Origin of the sequence: Streptomyces sp. NPDC048650, from assembly GCF_043199095.1 — a bacterium.
Lineage (GTDB): Bacteria > Actinomycetota > Actinomycetes > Streptomycetales > Streptomycetaceae > Streptomyces.
Genome location: NZ_JBICVM010000005.1, coordinates 36,867 through 57,654, shown reverse-complemented (window position 1 = coordinate 57,654; position 20,788 = coordinate 36,867). Strand labels below are relative to the sequence as shown.

19 protein-coding genes are annotated in these 20,788 nt (G+C 73.5%); 6 read left to right on the top strand and 13 right to left on the bottom strand.

Annotated elements, in window-relative coordinates; genetic code table 11:
- The first annotated feature begins 11 nt into the window (after nucleotides 1–11).
- Nucleotides 12–791: a PE-PGRS family protein gene (locus ACGFML_RS15450; protein WP_393543870.1), complete on the top strand. Its 780-nt coding sequence runs from the start codon at nucleotides 12–14 to the stop codon at nucleotides 789–791.
- Nucleotides 792–872: 81 nt separating this feature from the next.
- Here the strand turns inward: ACGFML_RS15450 and ACGFML_RS15445 are convergent, their stop codons facing one another.
- Entirely contained in the window at nucleotides 873–1,127 is a 255-nt protein-coding gene (locus ACGFML_RS15445) for a zf-HC2 domain-containing protein (protein ID WP_393543869.1), read from the bottom strand.
- A 49-nt stretch (nucleotides 1,128–1,176) separates the two neighbouring features.
- Here ACGFML_RS15445 and ACGFML_RS15440 point away from each other — a divergent pair, with 49 nt between their 5' ends.
- Nucleotides 1,177–1,803, top strand: coding sequence for a sigma-70 family RNA polymerase sigma factor (locus tag ACGFML_RS15440; protein WP_393543867.1), 627 nt, complete (start codon nucleotides 1,177–1,179; stop codon nucleotides 1,801–1,803).
- 71 nt (nucleotides 1,804–1,874) lie between these two features.
- On the opposite strand, the gene ACGFML_RS15435 is transcribed toward ACGFML_RS15440, so the two are convergent.
- The 4 genes from ACGFML_RS15435 to ACGFML_RS15420 form a co-directional block, all read right to left on the bottom strand.
- A complete protein-coding gene (locus ACGFML_RS15435; protein ID WP_393543865.1) occupies nucleotides 1,875–2,552 on the bottom strand; it encodes a class I SAM-dependent methyltransferase in 678 nt (225 codons plus the stop codon).
- Between the two features lie 364 nt (nucleotides 2,553–2,916).
- Complete coding sequence (locus tag ACGFML_RS15430; RefSeq protein WP_393543863.1) at nucleotides 2,917–3,390, bottom strand: copper chaperone PCu(A)C; 474 nt, start codon at nucleotides 3,388–3,390, stop codon at nucleotides 2,917–2,919.
- Nucleotides 3,387–5,738 carry a heavy metal translocating P-type ATPase gene (locus tag ACGFML_RS15425; RefSeq protein ID WP_393543861.1) on the bottom strand — a complete coding sequence of 784 codons (2,352 nt, stop codon included), beginning with the start codon at nucleotides 5,736–5,738 and terminating at the stop codon, nucleotides 3,387–3,389. The genes ACGFML_RS15430 and ACGFML_RS15425 overlap by 4 nt, the downstream gene beginning before the upstream one ends.
- Nucleotides 5,735–5,989, bottom strand: coding sequence for a hypothetical protein (locus tag ACGFML_RS15420; protein WP_393543859.1), 255 nt, complete (start codon nucleotides 5,987–5,989; stop codon nucleotides 5,735–5,737). Before ACGFML_RS15420 ends, ACGFML_RS15425 begins: the two co-directional genes overlap by 4 nt.
- A gap of 322 nt (nucleotides 5,990–6,311) precedes the next feature.
- On the opposite strand from ACGFML_RS15420, the gene ACGFML_RS15415 reads away from it, so the two are divergent.
- Entirely contained in the window at nucleotides 6,312–7,595 is a 1,284-nt protein-coding gene (locus ACGFML_RS15415) for a cytochrome P450 (RefSeq protein ID WP_393543857.1), read from the top strand.
- Nucleotides 7,589–8,539 carry an L-tyrosine/L-tryptophan isonitrile synthase family protein gene (locus ACGFML_RS15410; RefSeq protein ID WP_393543855.1) on the top strand — a complete coding sequence of 317 codons (951 nt, stop codon included), beginning with the start codon at nucleotides 7,589–7,591 and terminating at the stop codon, nucleotides 8,537–8,539. The genes ACGFML_RS15415 and ACGFML_RS15410 overlap by 7 nt, the downstream gene beginning before the upstream one ends.
- A 10-nt stretch (nucleotides 8,540–8,549) precedes the next feature.
- Here ACGFML_RS15410 and ACGFML_RS15405 read toward each other — a convergent pair whose 3' ends face one another.
- From ACGFML_RS15405 to ACGFML_RS15395, 3 genes are read right to left on the bottom strand one after another with little or no spacing between them, the layout of a single operon-like run.
- On the bottom strand, nucleotides 8,550–9,344 hold the full coding sequence (locus ACGFML_RS15405) for an ABC transporter ATP-binding protein (protein WP_393543853.1): 795 nt from the start codon (nucleotides 9,342–9,344) through the stop codon (nucleotides 8,550–8,552).
- Entirely contained in the window at nucleotides 9,341–10,360 is a 1,020-nt protein-coding gene (locus ACGFML_RS15400) for a FecCD family ABC transporter permease (protein WP_393543851.1), read from the bottom strand. Before ACGFML_RS15400 ends, ACGFML_RS15405 begins: the two co-directional genes overlap by 4 nt.
- A 32-nt stretch (nucleotides 10,361–10,392) precedes the next feature.
- Nucleotides 10,393–11,469 (bottom strand): ABC transporter substrate-binding protein, encoded by a 1,077-nt coding sequence (locus tag ACGFML_RS15395; RefSeq protein ID WP_393543849.1) that lies wholly within the window; start codon nucleotides 11,467–11,469, stop codon nucleotides 10,393–10,395.
- 413 nt (nucleotides 11,470–11,882) lie between these two features.
- On the opposite strand from ACGFML_RS15395, the gene ACGFML_RS15390 reads away from it, so the two are divergent.
- The gene (locus ACGFML_RS15390) at nucleotides 11,883–12,290 is read left to right on the top strand and encodes a YciI family protein (RefSeq protein WP_393543847.1); all 408 of its coding nucleotides are present in this window, start codon (nucleotides 11,883–11,885) and stop codon (nucleotides 12,288–12,290) included.
- Nucleotides 12,291–12,298: 8 nt separating this feature from the next.
- Nucleotides 12,299–13,474, top strand: a complete 1,176-nt coding sequence (locus ACGFML_RS15385) for an RNA polymerase sigma factor (protein ID WP_393544670.1) — start codon at nucleotides 12,299–12,301, stop codon at nucleotides 13,472–13,474.
- A gap of 215 nt (nucleotides 13,475–13,689) precedes the next feature.
- Here ACGFML_RS15385 and ACGFML_RS15380 read toward each other — a convergent pair whose 3' ends face one another.
- The 5 genes from ACGFML_RS15380 to ACGFML_RS15360 form a co-directional block, all read right to left on the bottom strand.
- The gene (locus tag ACGFML_RS15380) at nucleotides 13,690–14,151 is read right to left on the bottom strand and encodes a Crp/Fnr family transcriptional regulator (RefSeq protein WP_393543844.1); all 462 of its coding nucleotides are present in this window, start codon (nucleotides 14,149–14,151) and stop codon (nucleotides 13,690–13,692) included.
- 98 nt (nucleotides 14,152–14,249) lie between these two features.
- Nucleotides 14,250–17,108: an NHLP bacteriocin export ABC transporter permease/ATPase subunit gene (locus tag ACGFML_RS15375; protein WP_393543842.1), complete on the bottom strand. Its 2,859-nt coding sequence runs from the start codon at nucleotides 17,106–17,108 to the stop codon at nucleotides 14,250–14,252.
- Nucleotide 17,109: 1 nt separating this feature from the next.
- Nucleotides 17,110–19,413 (bottom strand): NHLP family bacteriocin export ABC transporter peptidase/permease/ATPase subunit, encoded by a 2,304-nt coding sequence (locus tag ACGFML_RS15370; RefSeq protein WP_393543840.1) that lies wholly within the window; start codon nucleotides 19,411–19,413, stop codon nucleotides 17,110–17,112.
- A complete protein-coding gene (locus tag ACGFML_RS15365) occupies nucleotides 19,410–20,216 on the bottom strand; it encodes an HlyD family efflux transporter periplasmic adaptor subunit (RefSeq protein ID WP_393543838.1) in 807 nt (268 codons plus the stop codon). Before ACGFML_RS15365 ends, ACGFML_RS15370 begins: the two co-directional genes overlap by 4 nt.
- Nucleotides 20,217–20,397: 181 nt before the next feature.
- A complete protein-coding gene (locus ACGFML_RS15360; protein WP_393543837.1) occupies nucleotides 20,398–20,604 on the bottom strand; it encodes a type A2 lantipeptide in 207 nt (68 codons plus the stop codon).
- Nucleotides 20,605–20,788: the final 184 nt, after the last annotated feature.

Below are 20,788 nucleotides of genomic sequence, written 5' to 3'. Positions count from 1 at the left end.
ATGGGCGCGTCATGGATGCGGGGCACGTTCTCAGGGGGCTACGCGCCGCGGTGTTCGCGGCGGTCTGTGTGCTGCTCGCCGCCCTGGGGCACATGGCGATGTCCGATGCCGCGATCCCCGGACGGACGCTGCTCCTGGCCGGCGCGGCGACCGCGGCCGGCAGCTGGTGCCTGGCCGGACGCGAACGCGGGCCGCTCCTGGTGGGGTTGCTGACGGTCGGCACCCAGGCCGCCCTGCACACCGCCTTCTCGCTCGGCCAGGCGGCCGCCGTGGCGGGCGGGGAACGCGCTGTGACGGCGCGTGAGTGGGCGCGCACCTGGCTGTGCGGCGCACAGGGGATGTCGGCCGCCGATATCGATGCCGCACAGCGGATGCGGCGCCAGCTACCGCCCCTGCACGAGCAGCTCCCGGGTATGAGTGGTGTGCACGGCATGAGCGGCATGCACGGCTCGGGCGGTGTGCACGCCATGGGCGGGGGCGCGATCGGGATGGCGGCCGCGCACCTGCTCGTCGCCCTGTTGAGCGCATGGTGGCTGTGGGGCGGGGAACGGGCGGCGTTCCGGCTCGTACGGGCCGTGTCGGCGCGGGTGTTCACGCCGCTGGTGCTCGTCCTGCGGGTACTGCTGCCCGCTGCGCCGCCCGGTGTGCGCGCCGCCCGGCAGGAGCCGCGGCGTGCCGTGCAGAAGCTGCTGCTCGCCCATGCGAGGTCGTTGCGGGGTCCTCCGCGTGAGCCGGCTGTCATCGGACAGCACGGCCGAATCCCACTTCACCGGTACCGCCTCGCGCGGTGACCGGATCACGCGAAGCACTCCCGAGGACTCCAGATGATGGTTGTGATGAAACCTGCCCGAAAGGGGCGCGCCCGCGTCCCGTCAGTCGGATGCGGCGGCGGAGGACGACGCCGCACGCAGACGGGCGAGGAGCGCGTCGGCGGACGCCGGACCGGCATCGGACCGGGCCGCGGCGCGGCCGATGTCCGCCGTCAGCGCTTCCGCCCGGGCCTGCCATCGGCGGCACTGCGCACAGCCCGCGAGGTGGTCGTCGAGCAGGCGGTCGGTGAGGCCGGGCGGCCGTTCCTCGCCGTCGAGGCGGGCGGAGAGTGCCGTACGGATGCGCGAGCAGTGCATGTGCCCATCCTCCCCGAAGCGGTCGCGCGCGACGAGGGGCGGTCGCGGAATGCGGGATGACGAGGCGGTGACGGGCTGGGCGCTGGCCGCCGGTACGGGTGACGAGCGCGCCGTAGAGCGGTTCGTGCGGGCCACGCAGCTCGACGTCCGGCGCTATGTGACACATCTCAGCGGCGATCCGCAGGCCGCCGACGACCTGGTGCAGGACACCTATGTCCGGGCACTGCGCAGCCTCCCGGGGTTCGCGGGCCGATCGTCGGCACGGACCTGGCTGCTGACGATCGCCCGTCGCGTGGTGGCGGACCGGATCCGGTCCCAGGCCGCCCGGCCCCGGCTGGCGGCCACCGACGACTGGCAGTCGGCGGCGGAGCGGATGCAGCCGCGCGGGGTGCCCGGTTTCGACGAGGGCGTCGCGCTGGCGGAACTGCTGGCGGCGCTGGCGCCGGAACGGCGGGAGGCGTTCGTCCTGACGCAGTTGCTGGGGCTGCCGTACGCGGCGACCGCGGGGGTGATGGGCTGTCCCGTGGGGACGGTCAGGTCCCGGGTGGCGCGCGCCCGGGAGACGCTGATCGCGCGGCTGACGGAAGCGGAAGCGCAGGCGGAAGCGGGAGCGGGAGCGGGAGCGGTCCTTGAATCCGCTCCGGGGCCGCGGGACATGGTGGACGCCGCCGCCTGATACCCCTCCGGGTATCGGGCAGGGGCTCATGGGCGGGCGTCGGCCGGCCATGAGCCCCCTGCCGTCCCGGTTCAGCGGGTGGCGGCTTCCTGGCGTTCGGGGGCGGAGGATGCCAGGTGGTGGACGTACGCGGGTGGGAGGTTGGGCATCACCAGCTCGCTGCGCTCCAGGTGCGGGGCGATGGCGCTCCGCAGGGCACGGCGGGCGGCGGCCGGGCGGCGGCTCAGCTTCTGGAGGGTGGCGCCGCCCGCGTAGGAGAAGAAGGAGAGCCGGCCGCCGGGGTTGAGGGCGGTGAGCAGCTGCCGGAAGACGGCCTCGATCTCGAGGGGCGCGAAATTCGCGAAGGGCAGGCCGCAGACAATGGTGTCGTACGTGGCCAGCGGCTGGTCCTGGACGGGACCGCGGTGCAGGCGGGTGCGGGGCGCGACGGAGGCCAGCCGCGGGTCGTTGCTCAGGGCGGCGGCGAGGCGATCGGCGAACTGCGGGTTGGATTCGACGAGGTCAAGGCTGTCGTGCGGGCCGAGACGCTCGACGAGGTGCCGGGTGACGGCTCCGGTGCCGGGCCCGACCTCCAGGACGGCACGCGGCCGGTCGGGGCCCCCGGGGCGGACGTGGCGGACGAGCGCGCGGGAGAGGGCGGCGCCACTGGGGGCGATGGCCCCGGTGGCACGGACGGTCCGGGTGTACTGGCGGAAGAACACCAGGGCGTCGGTCAGGGCGGCGGGCGAGAACGGCGTGGGGGTCGTCATGGATGCACCTGAGCCTTGGGGGACGGGGACGGGAGCGGAGGAGCGACGGGCGGGAGGACAATGCGGCGGGGAGCACCGGAGGCGACGGCCGCCCGGCGCGAGCACGGCGGACCGGGCGGACCGTACGGACTCGCCGCCCGGGTCGTCACCTCCCGCGCGGCCGGTCGGGGCACCGATGGCGCCGGCCCCCTGACCCCACCCAGTACGGGCGGCGGCACCTCGACGTTCACAGCCGACCGTCGATGACGTACCGTGGCGCCCGCAACGACAACATCAACCAACTCCCAAAGACGGATAGCGCCGCTTTAGATAGTCCCACTATCTATGACGACGAGGCAGATACGCAAGGGGAGTTGGGCCCGGCTCACGGCCCGGCGAGGGCCGTCACCGCGCGTGCCCGGACGGTGAGCGGCGGACTGTCGCGGAAGTGCAGAGTGAGGACGATCCCGTCCCCCGGGGCCAGCCGCGGCGGCGGGCCGATCATGATGTCGAGGCCGGTCGCCGTCATCCGCAGCTCCCCGCGCGCCGGGACGGTGACCTCGCTCACCATCTCCATCCGCCGCGCGTTGCGCCCGATGTCGGCCGTGCGGCTGAGCATCGCGCGGTGCCCCGGCGGCCCGGTGACACCGGTCAGCACGTCGTCCGCGGTCCCGCCGTTGCGGAGGGTGAGGAACGCGGCGGTGGCCTCGGCCCCGCGCGGGACCAGCACCCGGCCCTCAGTGGCCGTGAGGTGCGCGGGGGTACCGGCGTTGCCGGTGGCGGTCCACGCCGTGAGGGCACCCAGCGTGGCCAGGCACACGAGCAACGGTACGGCGGCGGCCGTGGCCGTCCGGTTCATGAGGTCTCCCAGCGAGCAGAGGGGCGGGGGCCGTTGCCGCGCCCGGGCCGCCTCGCGCCCCGGGCCGGCTGCCACGCCCGCAGGCGGAGGCTGTTGCCCACGACGAGCAGCGAACTGGCGGACATCGCGGCGGCGGCGAGCATCGGATTCAGCAGACCGACGGCGGCGAGCGGCACGGTGACGAGGTTGTACGCGAAGGCCCAGATCAGGTTGGCCCGGATGGTGCCCAGGGTGCGGCGGGCCAGGCGTACCGCGTCGGCGACGGCCTGGAGGTCCTCGCGGACCAGGGTGACGTCCGCGGCACCGATCGCGGCGTCGGTACCGCCGCCCATGGCGATGCCCAGGTCGGCGAGCGCGAGCGCCGCGGCGTCGTTGACGCCGTCGCCCACCACGGCGACCCGGCCGCCCTGCTCCTGGAAGGTGGCGACCAGGGCGGCCTTGTCCTGCGGGGTGGCCCGGGCGTGGATCTCGGTCACGGCGAGCTGCCCGGCCACGGCCCGGGCGGTGGCCTCGCGGTCCCCGGTGGCCAGCACGGGCCGCAGGCCCAGGCGGCGCAGATGATCGACGGCCCGGTAGCAGTCCGGGCGCAGCGCGTCGCCGAGGGCGAGGACGGCCTCGGACAGGCCGTCGACGGTGACCAGGACCGCGGTGTGACCGGCGGCCTCGGCGGCGCGCACGGCGTCCGGGAGGGGGGCCGGGAGCGACGCGAGGTCGCCGGGCGGGCGGGTGACCGTCACCTCGTGGCCGTCCGCCGTGCCGCGCACACCGGCTCCGGGTGTGGCCGCGAAGTCGCTCACCGACGGCGGTAGTTGACCCTGCTGGCGGGCGTACGCCGTGACGGCGCGGGCCAGCGGGTGCTCGGAGCCGTGCTCCACGGCGGCCGCCAGGCGCAGGACCTCGCCCGGCGCGAGCCCGTCGGCGCGCGGGGTGAGAGCGGTGACGCTCATCCGGCCGGTGGTCAGGGTGCCGGTCTTGTCCAGGACGACGGTGTCGATACGGCGCAGTCGCTCCAGCGCCCGCGGCCCGCTGATGAGGATCCCGAGCTGGGCGCCGCGCCCGGTGGCGGCCAGCAGCGCGGTCGGGGTGGCCAGCCCCAGTGCACAAGGGCAGGCGACGACGAGGACGGCGACCGCCGCGGTGACCGCGGCCTGCGGGTCGGCCCCCGCACCGAGCCAGAAGCCCAGGACGGTGGCCGACACGGTCAGCACGGCGGGGACGAAGACAGCCGCCACCGCATCGGCGAGTCGCTGCGCCGCGCTCTTGCCGGTCTGGGCGTCCGCCACGAGCCGGGTGATCCGGGCAAGTTGGGTGTCCGCGCCGACCGCGTCGGCCCTGACCTCCAGCAGACCACCGGCGTTCACCGCGCCCCCGACGACCGCCGAGCCCGGACCGGCCTCGACCGGCCGGCTCTCCCCGCTGACCAGCGACAGGTCCAGGGCGGAACGGCCCTCGACGACGGTGCCGTCGGTGGCCACCCGCTCCCCGGGCCGTACGAGGAAGAGGTCACCGACCCGGAGCCGGTCCACCGGGATGCGGCGCTCGGTGCCGTCCCGGCGTACCGCGACGTCCTTGGCAGCGAGTTCGGCCAGCGAGCGCAGCGCGGAGCCGGTGGCGCGCCGGGCCCTGGCCTCCATGCGGCGTCCGGCCAGGACGAACAGCGGGACGCCGACGGCGGCTTCCAGGTACAGGTGCGCGGTCCCGTCACCGGCCGTCGGCAGCAGGCTGAAGGGCATGGTCAGACCGGGCTCCCCCGCGCCGCCGAGGAACAGCGCGTAGGCGGACCAGCCGAACGACGCGGCCACCCCCAGGGACACCAGGGTGTCCATGGTCGCCGCACCGTGCCGCAGGCCGCGCAGCGCACGGCTGTGGAAGGGGGCCGCGCCCCATACGGCGACCGGCGCGGTCAGCACGAAGCACAGCCACTGCCAGTTGCGGAACTGGCAGGCGGGGACCATGGAAAGAACCAGGACGGGGAGCGAGAGCAGAGCGGTCAGCGGCAGACGATGGCGCTCCGCGCGGGCGGCGTGCCCCGGCGGACCGGCGGGCGTGGGCCCGGGCTCCGGGTCGGGCCCGGGCAGCCGCGCGGTGAATCCGGCCGCCTCCACGGTGGCGACGAGGTCGTCGACGGGCAGCGCCGCGGGGTGGCTGATCCGGGCCCGGCCGGTCGCCAGATTCACCGAGGCCGAGACGCCCGCCAGCCGCCCGAGCTTCTTCTCGACCCGGCCCACGCAGGCGGCGCAGGTCATACCGTCTACCGCGAGGGTGGTGGTGCGGGGCGGCGCCGTGTCGTCGGGCCCGGGTGTCCCGCCGCGCGAAGGAGTGCCGCCGCGCGCGGGGGTGGCCGTCATCGCCTGCCGCCCGCGCCGTGCATCCCGCCCATGCCCCCGCCGTCTCCCACGGAACCGGGGCTGCCGGTACGGGCGCCGCCCGCGGGGTGCATCCCCGGCGCCACCGGTCCGGCCGCGGCGCCGACGGCGTACGACAGCGCGAAGAGGACGGCCAGCAGGGCGGTGAAGCCGATGACCGGCCGGGCGGGCAGCAGCCGTGGGGCGGCCCGGGACGGGGCGGGCCGGGTGCGGTCGGCCGGGGAGAGGGACATCGTCGCTCCAGTGCGGGACGTTGCGGGTGGCGAGGGCGGCGCCGGACGGTGCACGGGCCGCTGAGGCTTGCGTCATGGTGGCAGCCGCAACGGCGCCCGAGCCTCCGAAAGGGGCCGCACCGGCACGTGAGGTTTGTCCTGCGTATCCGGCGGAACCCGGCGGCCCCTCGATCCGACCAACTGGGTGTGCCGGGGCGGCGCGTGACGGGCTCTCCGGGCCCGCCGGGACCGGAATCCGGCGCCTGCCGGGAACTCCGCGCCCGGCCCGTCCGACCTCTCCAACGCCGTGCCGTGCGAGCGCGGAGTCGAGGAGATCACCACCATGGCCACAGCACCGGAGCCCGTCGCGCTCCACGGTCCGGAGTACAAGCGCGACCCCTACCCCCTGTACGCCGCGCTGCGGGCGCGCGGGCCGGTCCACCGGGTCCGCTTCCCCAGCGGGGTGTGCGCCTGGCTCGTCACCGGCTACGAGGCCGCCCGCCGGGCGCTGACGGATCCGCGCCTGGGCAAACACCACTCACGGGGCAACGCCGCCTGGCGCGCCCGCGCGTCGATCATGCCCGAGCCCCAGCACTCACAGCTCCAGGTGCATCTGCTGCACCAGGACCCGCCCCGGCACACCGCCATGCGCGCGCTGATCACCGACGCGTTCGCCCCGCAGCGCGTCGAGGAACTCCGCCCGCACTTCCAGGCGACGGCCGACGCCCTGCTCGACGCGCTGCCGAACACCGGCCGCACGGACCTCGTCGGTGCCTTCGCCGCCCGCTTCCCCTTCCTGGTGCTGGCCGACGTCATAGGTCTGCCACCGGAGTTCGCGGACCGCTTCGACCGCGACTGGGGAAAGGTCGTCCAGCCCGTCGGGCCCCGTGACCCGGGCCGGCCGGCGTACGAGGCGCGGCTGCGCGCGCTCCAGCAGTACATCGCCGACCTGGTGACGGACCGGCGCCGGGCGGACGGCGAGGGCCTGCTCCACCACCTGGTCGCCGCCTGCGACACCGGGCAGCTGACGCGGGCGGAGCTGGACTCCATGATCTTCCAGCTGCTGGTCGCCGGGCAGGAGCCGGTCACCAACCAGATCACCACCGCCCTGGTCACCTTGCTGCGCCACCCCGAGCAGCTGGCGGAACTGGCCGGACAGTCCCGGGTTCCGCCCCGGGCGGTCGAGGAACTGCTGCGGTACGACAGCGCCTTCGAGCTGACGACCTGGCGTTTCTTCGCGCAGGACGCCGATCTGCACGGGACCCGGGTCCCGGCGGGCGACTCCGTGATCGTCTCGCTGTGCGCGGCCGACCGGGACCCGCGCCGGTTCCCCGACGCCGGCACCCTGGACCTCGATCGCTCCCCCAACCCGCACCTCGCCTTCGGCCACGGCATCCACTTCTGTCCCGGCGCGGCGCTCGCCCGCGCCGAGCTCCAGATCGCCCTGGGCACCCTGCTGCGCAGGCTGCCGGGTCTGCGGATGGCCGTCCCCGAGGACCAACTCACCTGGATTCCCGCGGTACTTGCCCGCGGCGTGGACCGGCTTCCGGTGACCTACGGGGGCACGGGCGACGGGCCGCAGGCCGCCCGGTGCCCCATCGGACGCGGGCCGGGTGCCGCATGCTGACCCGTCCGGCACCCCCGTACCCCGCCGTGTCCGCGAGCCACCGGGCAACCGCCGAAGCGGTCCTCGCCGTCCTCCTCCCCCACCACCGCTCACCGGACGGCCACCGGCACACCGCTCCCGGCGCGTTCGGCGCCCAGCTCCGGCAGATCGCGCCGGCCGTCGCCGCCGGGAAGCCGATCCGGTTCACCCTGCCCGGTTTCCCCTGCAAGTCCCCCAACCCGGCAAAGGTGCTCGGCCCGCTCCCCGACGAGGGCGAACGGCTCTCCCTGCGCTTCCTGGACGGCCTGTGCGCCCGCATCGCGGCTGTCCATCCACCCGGCGCCCGGGTCGTCATCTGCTCGGACGGGCACGTCTTCAGCGACCTCGTGCAGGTCCCCGATCCCCACATCGACGCGTACGGCGACGCCCTGCGCGCGCTGATCCGGGACGAGGGCCTGGCGCATCTGGACGTCTTCGACCTGCGCGCGGTGCACGGCGATCTGCCGTACGACGAGAAGCGGGCGCAGGTCCACGCGCGCTGGGCGCCGACGCTGGAGGCCCTGCGCGCCCAGACCCGCAGCGACCCGGAGACCCGCCGGCTGTACCAGGGCATCACCCGCTTCCTCGTCGAGGACACCGCCGCCTTCCCCGGCACCCGGTCGGCGCTGCAACGCGCCTGCCGGGCCCGCGCGTACGGCGTGATCCAGCGCAGCCGGGCCTGGGGCGGACTGATCGCCGAGCACCACCCGGGGGCCGTGCGGCTGTCCATCCACCCGCAGCCCTGCGGCTCGGCCAAGTTCGGGATCCGGCTGCTCGACGCGCCGGACGTGTGGATGACGCCGTGGCACGCCTGCGTGTTCCGTCATGCGGACGGGCGGCGGGAGCTGATGCGGCGGGCGGACGCCGAGCGGCTCGGCCGTCTGGTGCTGCGCCGGGGACGGCCGAGCCACTTCGAGGCCCGGTAGCCGGGCCGGGTCAGCCCGCTGCCGGGGTGGTGGGCAGCGGCTGCCGGTGGTCGAAGGCGATCAGCGGGTCTCCGGTGAGCGGGTGTTCGGTCACCGCGGCGCGCACCCCGAAGACCTCGGCGAGAAGCTCCGCGGTCAACACGGCACGCGGCGTGCCGGACGCCACCACCGTCCCCCGGTGCAGCACGTGCAGCCGGTCGCACAGCGAGGCCGCCGCGTTCAGATCGTGCAATGAGATCAGGGTGGTGCGGCGCTGCGCGCGCAGCAGGCCGAGCAGCTCCACCTGGTGCCGTACATCGAGGTGGTTGGTGGGCTCGTCCAGTACCAGCACCTCCGGCGCCTGGGCGAACGCCCTAGCGAGCAGGACCCGTTGGCGTTCGCCGCCGGACAGTGCGGAGAACCGCCGGGTGTCCGCTCCGGCCATGCCGACGGCCGCCAGCGACCGGGTGACGCTCTCCCGGTCAGCGTCGTCCTCCGCCGCGAACGCCCGCTTGTACGGGGTGCGGCCCATCACCACCACCTCCCGCACGGTCAATTCGACGTCGCCGCCGCGCTCCTGCGGCAGCGCGGCGACGCGCCGGGCGGCCTCCGCTGGACGCAGCGCGCGGAGATCCGTGCCGGCGAGCAGCACCCGCCCGGCGGTGGGCCGCAGATGGCGGTAGACGGTCCGCAGCACGGTGGATTTCCCACTGCCGTTGGGGCCGACCAGCCCCGCGATCTCTCCCTCGGCCGCCACCAGGTGCACCCCCGCGACCACGTCCCGGCCCGCGTAGCCGACCCGCAGGTCCTCGATGTCGACCCTCATCGGCCCGCCTCCGTCCGCCGGTCCAGAAGGAACAGCAGGGCGGGCGCCCCGATCATCGCCGTCACCACTCCGACCGGCAGCTCCTGGGTGTCCATCGCCGTACGGCACACCACATCGACCACCACCAGCAGCAGGGCCCCGGTGAGCGCGGCCAGCGGCAGCAGCCGGCGGTGGTCCCCACCGACGAGCATCCGGCACAGGTGCGGCACCATCAGCCCCACGAAGCCGACGGCTCCGGAGACGGACACCAGTACCCCGGTCAGCAGACTGGTCACCACGAACAGCTCGCGGCGCAGCCGGCTGACGTCCACCCCGACCCCGGCCGCGGTCTCGTCACCCATGATGAGGGCGTTCATCGCGCGGGCGCGGGCCTGGAGGGCCGGCAGTCCGGCCGCGACGGCGAGCGCCGGCAGCCACAGCACCTCCCAGCTCGCCCCGCTCAGGCTCCCCATCAGCCAGAACAGCACGCTGCGGGTCTGCTGTTCGTCCCCCGCCTGGAGCACCAGATAACTGGTGAACCCGGACAGGAACTGACCGATCCCCACACCCGCCAGCACCAGCCGCAGCGGCGAGAAGCCTCCGCCGCGCCGCGCCGTGCACCACACCAGGGCGAAGGCACCGAGCGCGCCCGCGAAGGCCGCCGCCGTCAGCCCGAGCCCCAGGAGGCCGCCGGTGCTCGCGCCCAGCACGATCGCGGCGACCGCGCCGAGGGAGGCCCCGTTGGAGATGCCCAGCAGATACGGGTCCGCCAGCGGGTTGCGTACCAGCGCCTGGACCGCCGTCCCCACCAGTCCCAGCCCGGCGCCGACCACTGCGGCCAACAGGGCTCTGGGGAGCCGGAGTTGCCACACGATGAGGTCGCTGGTGCCGGGCCTGGGCGCCGCGCCGCCCAGTCGGCGGAACACCACCGCCCACACCTCGCCCGGAGCGATGTCGCTGGAGCCGAGTGCCACGGCGGCGGTCAGCGCCACCGCCAGTGCGAGGCCGAGCCCCAGGGCGAGGGGCACCGGGCGCACCGTATGCCGCGCCCTCTCGGCGACCGCCGCCACTACCGCCCCGCCGTGAACCGGGCCGGATACAGCGTCCGCGCGATCTGCTCGACCGCATCCGCGTTGCCGACCCCGGCGATCGTCGTCCGTTCGGAACCGATCCGCAGGAACCTCCCCTCCCGTACCGCCCGCAGCCCCTTGGTGGCGGGGAAGGTCCTGAGGAACGCCTCGGCCCGGTCGTACGCCTTCGCGGTCGCCGCCGCATCGCCGCGGTTGCGGACCCCCAGCTGGATCCAGTCCGGGTCCTTGGCGACCACGTCCTCCCAGGGGACGGGCCGGAAGTCGCCGTCGCAGCCGGCGAAGACGTTACGGGCCCCCGCCTGGGTGATCACGGCGTTGGCGACCTGCTTGCCGCACACCGCCATCGGCTGCTTGGTCCCCGCGTCGAAGTCGAAGAAGAAGTAACCGGGGCGCTTCTCCTTCGGCACCGCGCCGATGGCCTTGTGCACCTTGCCGACCTTGTCCCGCATACCGGCCACGAGTTCCCGCGCCCGCTGCGCCGTCCCGGTCACCGCGCCGAGCCGGGTGATGTCGCCCGCCACCCCGGACAGATCCCGTTGCGGCTCCTTCGCCGTCGACGCGCACGCGGTGGAGGCGAGCGGCACGTGCTTGATCCCCGCCGCCCGGAACTCCTCGTCGGTCGGCGCGCTGCCGGCGCCGCCCATGTTCCCCATCGAGGAGAAGGTGTCGACGTAGAGGTCGGCGCCCGAACCGAGCAGCTTCTCCTTGGCGATGACGGACTTCCCCAGTACCGGGATCCTGCGGGCCGCCTCCCCGAGCTTGCCCGGCAAGGTGCCCTTGCCCGGCGGGAACCCCGTCCCGATGACCCGGTCCCCGGCACCCAGCCGCAGCAGCATCTCCAGGGCGGCCGCGTTGCTGGTGACGATTCTGCGGGGCGCGGCGGTGAAGGTGGTGACGACGCCGCGACAATCGGCCACCCGCACCGGAAACCCGTCGCCCCCGCGTCCCGCGCCGTCCGCCGCCCCCGTACCGCCGCCGCTGCCGTTGCCGTTGCCGCAGGCACCGACGGCCAGCGCGACGACCACCGCCGTCCCGCACATCTTCCAAGGACGCATGGACTTCTCCCCTGCCGACTGCCTGTGCCGGGCCACGGATGCGACCCGGCACAGGTAGTCGGCGCGGCGGCTCCCGCGGTTCCCGGCGGGCGGAGCCGCCGGGGCGGTCAGGGAACGGGAAGACCGTGTACGAGCGTCATCGCCGCCGGTCGGCGGACCGACGCTCGGCGCAGAATCCTGCGGGCTCTCCAGACTGATGCCGACGCCCAGAGGTGGACGACGGGAACCCCCCGCTCCGGCCGGTGACCAGGGAGAGAACAACGGTGGCCCCGGACACCCCGAGACGGGCTCACCCAAGCTCGTCCACAGGGGCCAAAAAAACTTCGGCCGGCGATGTCGAGAACGCGTGACCGGCTCCGTCCCCGCGGTGAAGGCGACCACAATGGGTCGCACCAGCACCGAGGAGAACCACCATGGCCAAGTACCTGCTGCTCAAGCACTACCGCGGCGCCCCGGCGGCGGTCAACGACGCACCCATGGACCAGTGGACGCCGGAGGAGATCTCGGCCCATATGCAGTACATGAACGACTTCGCGGAGCGGCTGGAGAAGACCGGCGAATTCGTCGACGGTCAGGCCCTGTCCCCCGAGGGCACGTTCGTCCGCTACGACGGAGAGGGGCGCCCGCCGGTCACCGACGGACCGTTCGCCGAGACCAAGGACCTCATCGCCGGCTGGATGGTCATCGACGTCGACAGCTACGAGCGCGCCGTCGAGCTGGCCGGGGAGCTGTCGGCCGCCCCCGGGAAGGGCGGGGAGCCGATCCACGAGTGGCTCGAACTGCGTCCCTTCCTGGGCGTGCCGCCCACGGTCACGGAGTGACCTCCGAAGTGGACGAGGCCCTGCTCCGGAGCCTCACGCCGAGCGTGCTCGGGATCCTCGTCCGCCGCGGAGCAGACTTCGCGGCGGCCGAGGACGCCGTGCAGGACGCGCTGGTCGAGGCGGTCCGCGTCTGGCCGGACGACCCTCCGCGGGATGCGAAGGGCTGGCTGGTCACCGTGGCCTGGCGCCGGTTCCTCGACGCGACGCGGGCGGACGCCGCCCGCCGCCGGCGCGAGGACCGCGTCGACGAGGAACCGGCACCCGGGCCCGCACCCGGGGTGGACGACACCCTTCAGCTCTACTTCCTGTGCGCCCACCCGTCGCTGACGCCGTCGTCCGCGGTCGCGCTCACGCTGCGCGCCGTCGGCGGGCTGACCACCCGCCAGATCGCCCAGGCCTACCTGGTGCCCGAGGCGACCATGGCGCAGCGGATCAGCCGGGCCAAGCGCACCGTGTCCGCCGTGCGGTTCGATCAGCCGGGCGACGTCGCCACCGTGCTGCGCGTCCTCTATCTGGTCTTCAACGAGGGCTACTCCGGCGACGTCGACCTCGCCGTCGAGGCCATCCGGCTCACCCGGCAGCTCGCGGCCTCGATCGACCACCCCGAGGTGGCGGGGCTGCTCGCCCTCATGCTGCTCCACCACGCCCGGCGCGCCGGGCGGACCGCTTCCGACGGCAGTCTGGTGCCGCTCGCCGAGCAGGACCGCGGGCGGTGGGACACCGAGTCGATCGCCGAGGGCGTCGAGATCCTGCAGGCGGCCCTCGCCCGCGACCGGCTGGGCGAGTTCCAGGCCCAGGCGGCGATCGCGGCACTCCACGCCGACGCGCCCATCGCCGAGGAGACCGACTGGGTGCAGATCGTCGAGTGGTACGACGAGCTCGCGCGCCTGACCGACAGCCCGGTCGTCCGACTCAACCGCGCGGTGGCCGTCGGCGAGGCCGACGGACCGCGTGCCGGCCTGGCGGCGCTCGCGGCGCTGGACGAATCCCCCCCAAGCTCTTCGAGCGGGCCCCACCCCATGCCCCGCCACGCCGCCGTGGCGGCGTACCTCCACGAGCGCGACGGCGACCTGGCGACGGCGGCACGGCTGTACGCGGAGGCGGCCCGAACGGCACCCAACCTCGCCGAGCGCGACCACCTGACACGCCAGGCCGCCCGGCTCAACACCCGCCGGTGTCACTGACGGGTCGCCCTCGGCTCTCCCCGCAGCACTGGGCGACGACGGCGCGGGCGCGATCGACGCCCGACGCCTTCGGCCCGAAGCGCTGCGCGCGTGTGAAGGCCGTGCGTCACTGAGACGCGTCCCTGAGACGCGTCACGCGGCCGCCCGGCTGGGGTCTGTCGTTCGGATCAGGCCGGACCCCGCGAGCCCGGCGTGATCCGAACGACAGGCCCTAGCTAGATGTCGGCGCCGCCGCCCGCCTGCGGTCCGTAGAGCTCCAGCAGCCGGGCCCGGGTGCGGTTGAGCCGGTCGGCGACCGTCTCGGCGACGTAGTGGTAGACGGCGCTGCCGATGACCGGGTCGGAGGTGCACAGCGAGCGCACCTCGGTGGCGTCGAATTCGGTGGCCTCCACCGGGCCGAGGGTCTGGGCGCCCAGGTGCCACAGGTACGGCGGGAAGAGCCACGACCAGCCGAGGAGATCGTCGCGGCCGAGCGTTTCGACGACCGCGGCGCGGCGTCCGGGGACGTGCTGGTCTAGGGCGACGCGGCCACTGCGGATGATCCAGAAGCGGTCGGCGTGCCGGCCCTCGTCGAAGACCCGTGCGTCGCGCGGCAGCGTGACCTCGCGGGCGGCGGCCGTCAGCAGCGCGCGCCCGTCGGCGGGCAGCGCATCGAGCAGGTTCCTGGTCGTGGCCATGTCGTTCTCCGTCCGCGGCGGCTCCCCGCTGTGCACTCAGGGTGCACGATAGGCGAACCGCGCCGGACTCCCGCGCATCGCCGGACCGTCGCGGCGGGTCAGGTCAGCTGACGGCGCACCAGTTCGTGGAGATGCCCGCCGGTGTCGGCCAGGAGGTCGGCGGGCGCACCCTGCTCGACGACGCGGCCGTCCGCCATGACGATGACGCGGTCGGCGTCCATCACGGTGGACAGCCGGTGGGCGATCACCAGGCGGCTGGCGCTGAGTTCGCGGGTGCTGTCGATGACGATGCGCTGGGTCTCGTTGTCCAGGGCGCTGGTGGCCTCGTCGAAGAAGAGGATGCGCGGGCGGCGGATCAGTGCCTGCGCGATCATCAGGCGCTGTCGCTGGCCGCCGGAGATCGCGCCGCCGCCGGAGATCATGGTGTGCAGGCCCATCGGCATCCGCTTGATGTCCTCGGCCAGGCCGGCCATCTCCGCGGCCGCCCACGCCTCCTCCTGGGTGAAGGACTCGGCGCCGCAGATGCAGTCCAGGAGGGAGCCGGTGAGCGGCTGGGCGTTCTGCAGCACCACCCCGCACTGGCGGCGCACCGCCGCCTGGTCGAGGGCGGCCAGGTCCTGGCCGTCGTAGAGGACGCTGCCGGAGGACGGCTTGTCGAAGCCGATGAGCAGCCGCAGCAGGGTGGACTTTCCGCAGCCGCTGGGGCCGACGATGGCCACGAACTCGCCGGGTCGCACCTGGAGGGAGACGTCGTCGAGGACCAAGGGGCCGTCATCGGTGTAGCGGAAGGAGAGCTTCCGGGTTTCCATGCCGCCGGCGAGCACGCCGGGCTGCGCGCTGGCGCCGCGCACCTCCGGGGTCTCGTCGAGGACCGGCTTGATCTCCTCGAACATCGGCAGCGCGGCGGCCGCCGAGACGAACGCGCCGGTGATCTGCGTGACCGAGGTCAGCAGCATGGTCATGGCGGTGTTGAAGGTCAGGAACGACCCGGCCGACATGCTGCCGCGGGCCGGTCCGGCCAGCAGGACGAACATGATGAGCGAGCAGATCGGCAGGTAGACGGCGTTCAGGACGGTGGTCAGGTTCTTGATCCGGCCGGCCTTCTGCTGGAGTTCCCGGGAGCGGGCGAACTCCCGGGCCCAGGCCGCGTAGGCGAAGCTCTCGGCCGCGGCGACGCGCAGCTTGGGCAGGCCGCGCAGGGTCTGGAAGGCCTGGTTGTTGAGCTTGTTGCCGAGCTTGACCAGCCGCCGCTGCCAGCGCAGTTCCCACAGCCCCATGACGAGGAACACGGCGCCGATGACGATCAGCATGCCGATCGCCGCCAGCGCCAGCGGCACACTGTAGAGGAGCAGCAGCACGAGGTTCATCGCGCCGACGGTGACCGACTGCACGGCCACCGGACCGACGCCGGACAGCACCCGCCGGACGGCGCTGACGCCCATCGCGGCGCTGGCCAGCTCTCCGGTGGAGCGTTCGCTGAAGAACTTCGTGGGCAGGCGCAGCAGCCGGTCCCACACCGCCGGCTGCAGGGCGCTCTCGATACGGCCCTCCATCCGCAGCACGGTGAGGTTCTGCAGCAGCATGAAGGCGGCGGTGACGATGCTGGTGATGATGACCGCCAGCGAGACCTGGACGATCAGGCTCCGCTCGGCGGCCGGCACATACACGCCGAGGACCTGGCCGGTGGCGATCGGGACCAGCGCGCCGAGCCCGACGGTCACCAGCCCGCTCAGGGCGAGGTTGCGCAGGTCCATCCGGGCATCGCGCAGGCTGAAGCCCATCAGCCGCCACATGGTCATGGGCCGCTCGGGCAGCGGGCGGTAGAACATGACGGCCCGCGGCTCGAACTCGTCGGCGTTGTCCTTGCCGACCCGCATCCGCAGCCCGGAGGCCGGGTTGACCGCCTCGTAGCGGCCGCGGCGCCAGAGCAGCGCGACCGGGGCGCCGGACTTGGCGCGATGGCCCACCAGGGGGCCGGTGTTCGTCCGCCACCAGCGGTTGTCCAGGCGGACCGCGCGGGTGCGGATGCGGGAACTGACCGCGATCCGCTCGACGGGGCTGATGCGGTCGTTGACGGCACCGCCCTTCGGGGGCTCGGTCAGGGTGATCCCGGCGGCCTCGGCGACCGTACGGCACACCGTGAAGGTGGCGTCGTCGGTGGCGCGATCCGCCTGGGTGCCCCGGCCGCCGCGGTCCTGGCGGCCGATGGACGCCAGCAGGGCCTGGTCCGCCCGCTCGCGGACCGTCTCGCCGGCCTTGATGCCGGCCGCCGTACGGTCCTCGTGCGCCCGCTCCAGATGTTCGATCCAGCGGTCGACCGCGGAGAGCAGCCGGTACTGCTGGTTGACCATCTGCTGCCACATCGCGGGGTCGACCAGGAGATCGCCCGCCGCGTCCGCGCCGTAGGAAGCGCCGTACTGCACGCTGCCGGGAGCCACCGGCATCCACAGGATGTCGTCGTCGGCCACCACGTCGTCGGTGGGCCGGCCGTCCAGCGGGGCCTCGAACAGCACTCCCAGGCTGCGGCCGGTGCCGAGCGCGAAGGCGTGTTCCAGGGGCGTCGGACCGGCCTGGCCCGCGTAGGTGTCGCCGTAGCCGTTGTCGTACTCCCCGTACTCCCCGTACTCGGGACGGGGCAGCTCGCGCAGGGGTATGCGGCGCAGCCGGCAGTCCTGCGAGGGCCGGCCGAGGAGGGTGTGCTGCGGTCCTTCGACCGGGCCGAGCAACAGGGTGCCTGCTTCGAGGCGGCCGAGGAAGTGCCAGTGGCCCTCCTGGACGGCGTCGACGGCGAAGAGGTCGAGGAATCCGCCGGTGACGAGCCACAGGACGTGCGGGCCCTCCAGCGGGACGCTGCGCAGTCCGGTGCAGTCGACGGCACTGCCGAGGCCGCCCATCGCCTGCGTCACCGCGTCGGTCTCGCCCGGTCCCACGACCGCGGACGGGTGGATGGATGACACGTCAGTGCTCCTTGACCAGCTCGGCGTACGCGCCCTGGGCGGCTACCAGGTCCTCGTGGCGGCCGCGTTCGACGACCACTCCGTGGTCGAGGACCACGATCTCGTCGCTGTCGCGGACCGTGCTCAGCCGGTGGGCGATGACCACGCAGGCGCAGCCGCGCCGCCGAAGGTTGTCGATGATGATCTGCTCGGTCCGGGCGTCCAGGGCGCTGGTCACCTCGTCGAGCACGAGGATGCTCGGCCGCCGGACCAGCGCGCGGGCGATCTCCAGCCGCTGTCGCTGTCCGCCGGAGAAGTTGCGGCCGTCCTGGTCGACGCGGCTGTGGATGCCGTCCGGCCGCCGGGCGATGACGTCGTCGTAGAGGGCGGCGTCACGGAGGGCGGTGATGACGGCGTCGTCCGGGATCGAGGGGTCCCACAGGGCCACGTTGTCGCGGACGGTGCCTTCGAAGAGGAAGACGTCCTGGTCGACGAAGGAGACGGAGGCGGCCAGGGCGCTGCGCGGGATGTCCTCCAGGCGCTGCCCGTCGATCCTGATCGTGCCTTCCCAAGGGCTGTAGAGGCCGGAGATCAACCGCGAGACGGTGGACTTGCCGCTGCCCGAACCGCCGACCAGCGCCACCTGGCGGCCGGGACCGACGGCCAGGGAGAAGCCGGTGAGCAGCGGTTTGTCGAGCGGGCTGTAGCCGAAGGTGATGTCCTCCAGCGTCACATGGCCCTTGAGGCGGCGGGTGTCGGAGTCCGACCCGGGGCGGGAGTAGAGCGTGTCGGCCGGGAAGGACTCGACGTCCTTGAGGCGGGCGACGTCCGCCGCGAAGTCCTGGATCCGGCCGGCCACGCCGTTGAGGCGGGTGATCGGCGCGGTGAAGCGGGTGACCAGCGCCTGGAAGGCGACGAGCAGACCGATGGAGATATGGCCCTCGACTGCCCGCAGTCCGCCGATCCACAGGATGAGCGCGCTGTTGAGCGTGGCGAGGGTCGGTGCGACGACGGCGAGCCAGGCGCTGGGGACGCCGAGCCGCTGCTGTTCCTCCAGCGTGGTGGCGTGCTGGCCCGCCCAGCGGCGGAAGTAGCCGTTCTCGCCGCCGGTGGCCTTCATCGTCTCGATGAGCTGGAGGCCGGTGTACGAGGTGTTGGTCAGCCGGGCGCTGTCCGCGCGGAGCTTCTGGGTGTGGGTGGCACGCAACCGGATCACGATCCGCATCGCGACCACGTTCAGCAGCGCGATCCCCACGCCGATGACGGTCAGCTGGGGGTCGTAGGTCCACAGCAGGACGGCGTAGAGGACGACGACGACGCCGTCGACCCCGGCCGCGGCGAGATCGCGGGCCAGGGTTTCGGCGACGGCGTCGTTGGACTGGAGCCGCTGGACGAGGTCGGCGGGGCTGCGCTGCGCGAAGAAGGTGACCGGGAGTCTGAGCAGATGGCGCAGGAAGCGGGCGCTGCTGAGGGTGGAGGAGATGATGCGGCCGCGCAGCAGATTCGCCTGTTGCAGGCCGGTCAGTACGGCGGTGAGCGCGACCATCGCGGTCATGGACGCGAAGAGCGGCCCCAGCAGCGAGGTCTGGTTGCCGATCAGGAACATGTCGATGTACGTACGGCTGAGTGCGGGCACCGCGGCGCCGACCGCGACCAGCAGCAGGCTGGCGAGCAGGGCCGCCAGCAGCGTGCCCTTGGTGCCGCGCAGCCGGGCGGGCACGGCGCCCATGATGCCCGGCTTGCGGCCGCCCTTCTCGAACGACTCGGACGGCTCGAAGACGAGGGCGACACCGGTGAAGCTGGTGTCGAAGTCCTCCGTCGCCACGAAGCGGCGGCCCTTGTCGGGGTCGTTGATGTGGACGCCCTTGCGGCCGAGCTTGCGGCCCGTGCCGTCGTAGACGACGTAGTGGTTGAACTCCCAGAAGAGGATGGCGGGCGCCTGGACTTCGGCGAGCGCGGCCGGTTCCATCTGCATGCCCTTGGCCGTCAGGCCGTAACTGCGGGCGGCCTTGAGCAGATTGCTGGCGCGGGAGCCGTCGCGGGAGACGCCGCAGGCGATCCGCAGCTCCTCCAGCGGCACATGGCGGCCGTAGTGCGCGAGCACCATGGACAGCGAGGCGGCGCCGCACTCGACGGCCTCCATCTGGAGGACGGTGGGGGTGCGTACGGACTTGGGCTTCTTGGCCCCCGGGGTCTGCGCGGGGGCCGCGCGACGTGCCCGGCGGCCGCTCGGCGGGGGCTCGGGGCGGTGCCTGCGACGGCCCGGCGGCGGCAGCTGCTGCTGCGGTGCCCCGGGAGCGGCTGCGGAGTCGTTCGGTGCGGTCACGGAAGCAGCCAATCGATCGGATGCTGCGCGGCCAGGTGGACGGCGCCGTCGGTCATGGTCATGGAGTCGACCGCGAAGGGCGGCCCATCCGAGGTGGACCAGGCGTAGCCGGATTTCGTGCGCGGCGCGCGGTCCAGCTCGACCAGGACGGCGATGGGCTGGCCGTGCTGCGAGAACTGCTCGCCGAGCTGGCTGCTGCCCAGGTAGGCGCCGATCCGCTGGCGGGTCTGGGTGGTACGGCCGACCGCCTTCACCCGGCCGCGCAGTACGCCGTACTGCTGGGCCGGCACGGACTGGACGGTGAGGTCGACCGAGGCGCCCACGGGGACCGTCGCCGCGTTGTCGGCCGGGACGTACAGCGTCGCGGTCAGGGGGTCGCCGGCGTGTGCGGCCCGCTCCACGGAGGCGACGTCCGCACCGGTGGTGACGACGGAGCCGATGCTGGCGACCATGGTGGTCAACCGGCCCGCCGCGATGGCGCGGACCACGCTGGTGCCGCGTGCGGTACGGACCTTGAGCACAGGGGTGTTGGCGGCGACCCGTTGGCCCTCGTCGGCGAGTACGGCGGTCACCTGGCCCGCGACGGGGCTCTGCAGGATGTAACTGCCCTGGCCGTGGGTGAGGATGCCGGGGGCGTTGAGCGTGGCGGAGACGGTGCCGGTCACCGCCCAGAACGCGGCGCCGATCACCACGGCGATGGTGATGATCAGGACGAGCCAGCCCTGCGGTCGGGCGAAGCGGACCGGAAGATCGATCTCCTCCGGTGACTGCAGTTTGGAAAGGGCCTGTTGGCGGAACTGCACGACACTCTTCCCTCAACTGCAACGGTCTGTCCGGACAACGCGGCGCGGCCGCGGCCCCACCGTACGGTGGCGTGTCCGCGGCACGGCGGCCGGGTGCCCCGGAACCCGGCGAAAGCCTGGCGGTTCCGGGGCACCCGGTCTGGCATGTCGGCAAGGAGGGGACGCCGACCTGCCGTTGGTCTCAGAGACCCGAGACGAGGCCCGTGACACCCTGGGTGTTGACGCCGGTGGTCGACTCGACCAGGCCGGTGGCGGTGTTCACGACGCCGGAAACCGGGGCGACGGAGTCGGCGGTGGAGGTGACGGTGCCCACGACGTTGCCGAGGAGGCCACCGGCCACGTTGTCGAGCTCGCTGTCGGCGATTTCCTGGGTCTGAATCTCGCGCATGATGATTCCTTTCGGATGTATATCTCATATTGCTGCGACCGAGCCGTCCGGCAGGGCGGTCCGGGCGCGACAGCGGTTGTCGGGCTTCGAAATCGAGAACCCGTGTGCGACTTCCGCGGTGCGATGGATCAAAGCACGCAGGCGCGCCGCACTGCTAATCCGATGACCACAGATCCGGACGACA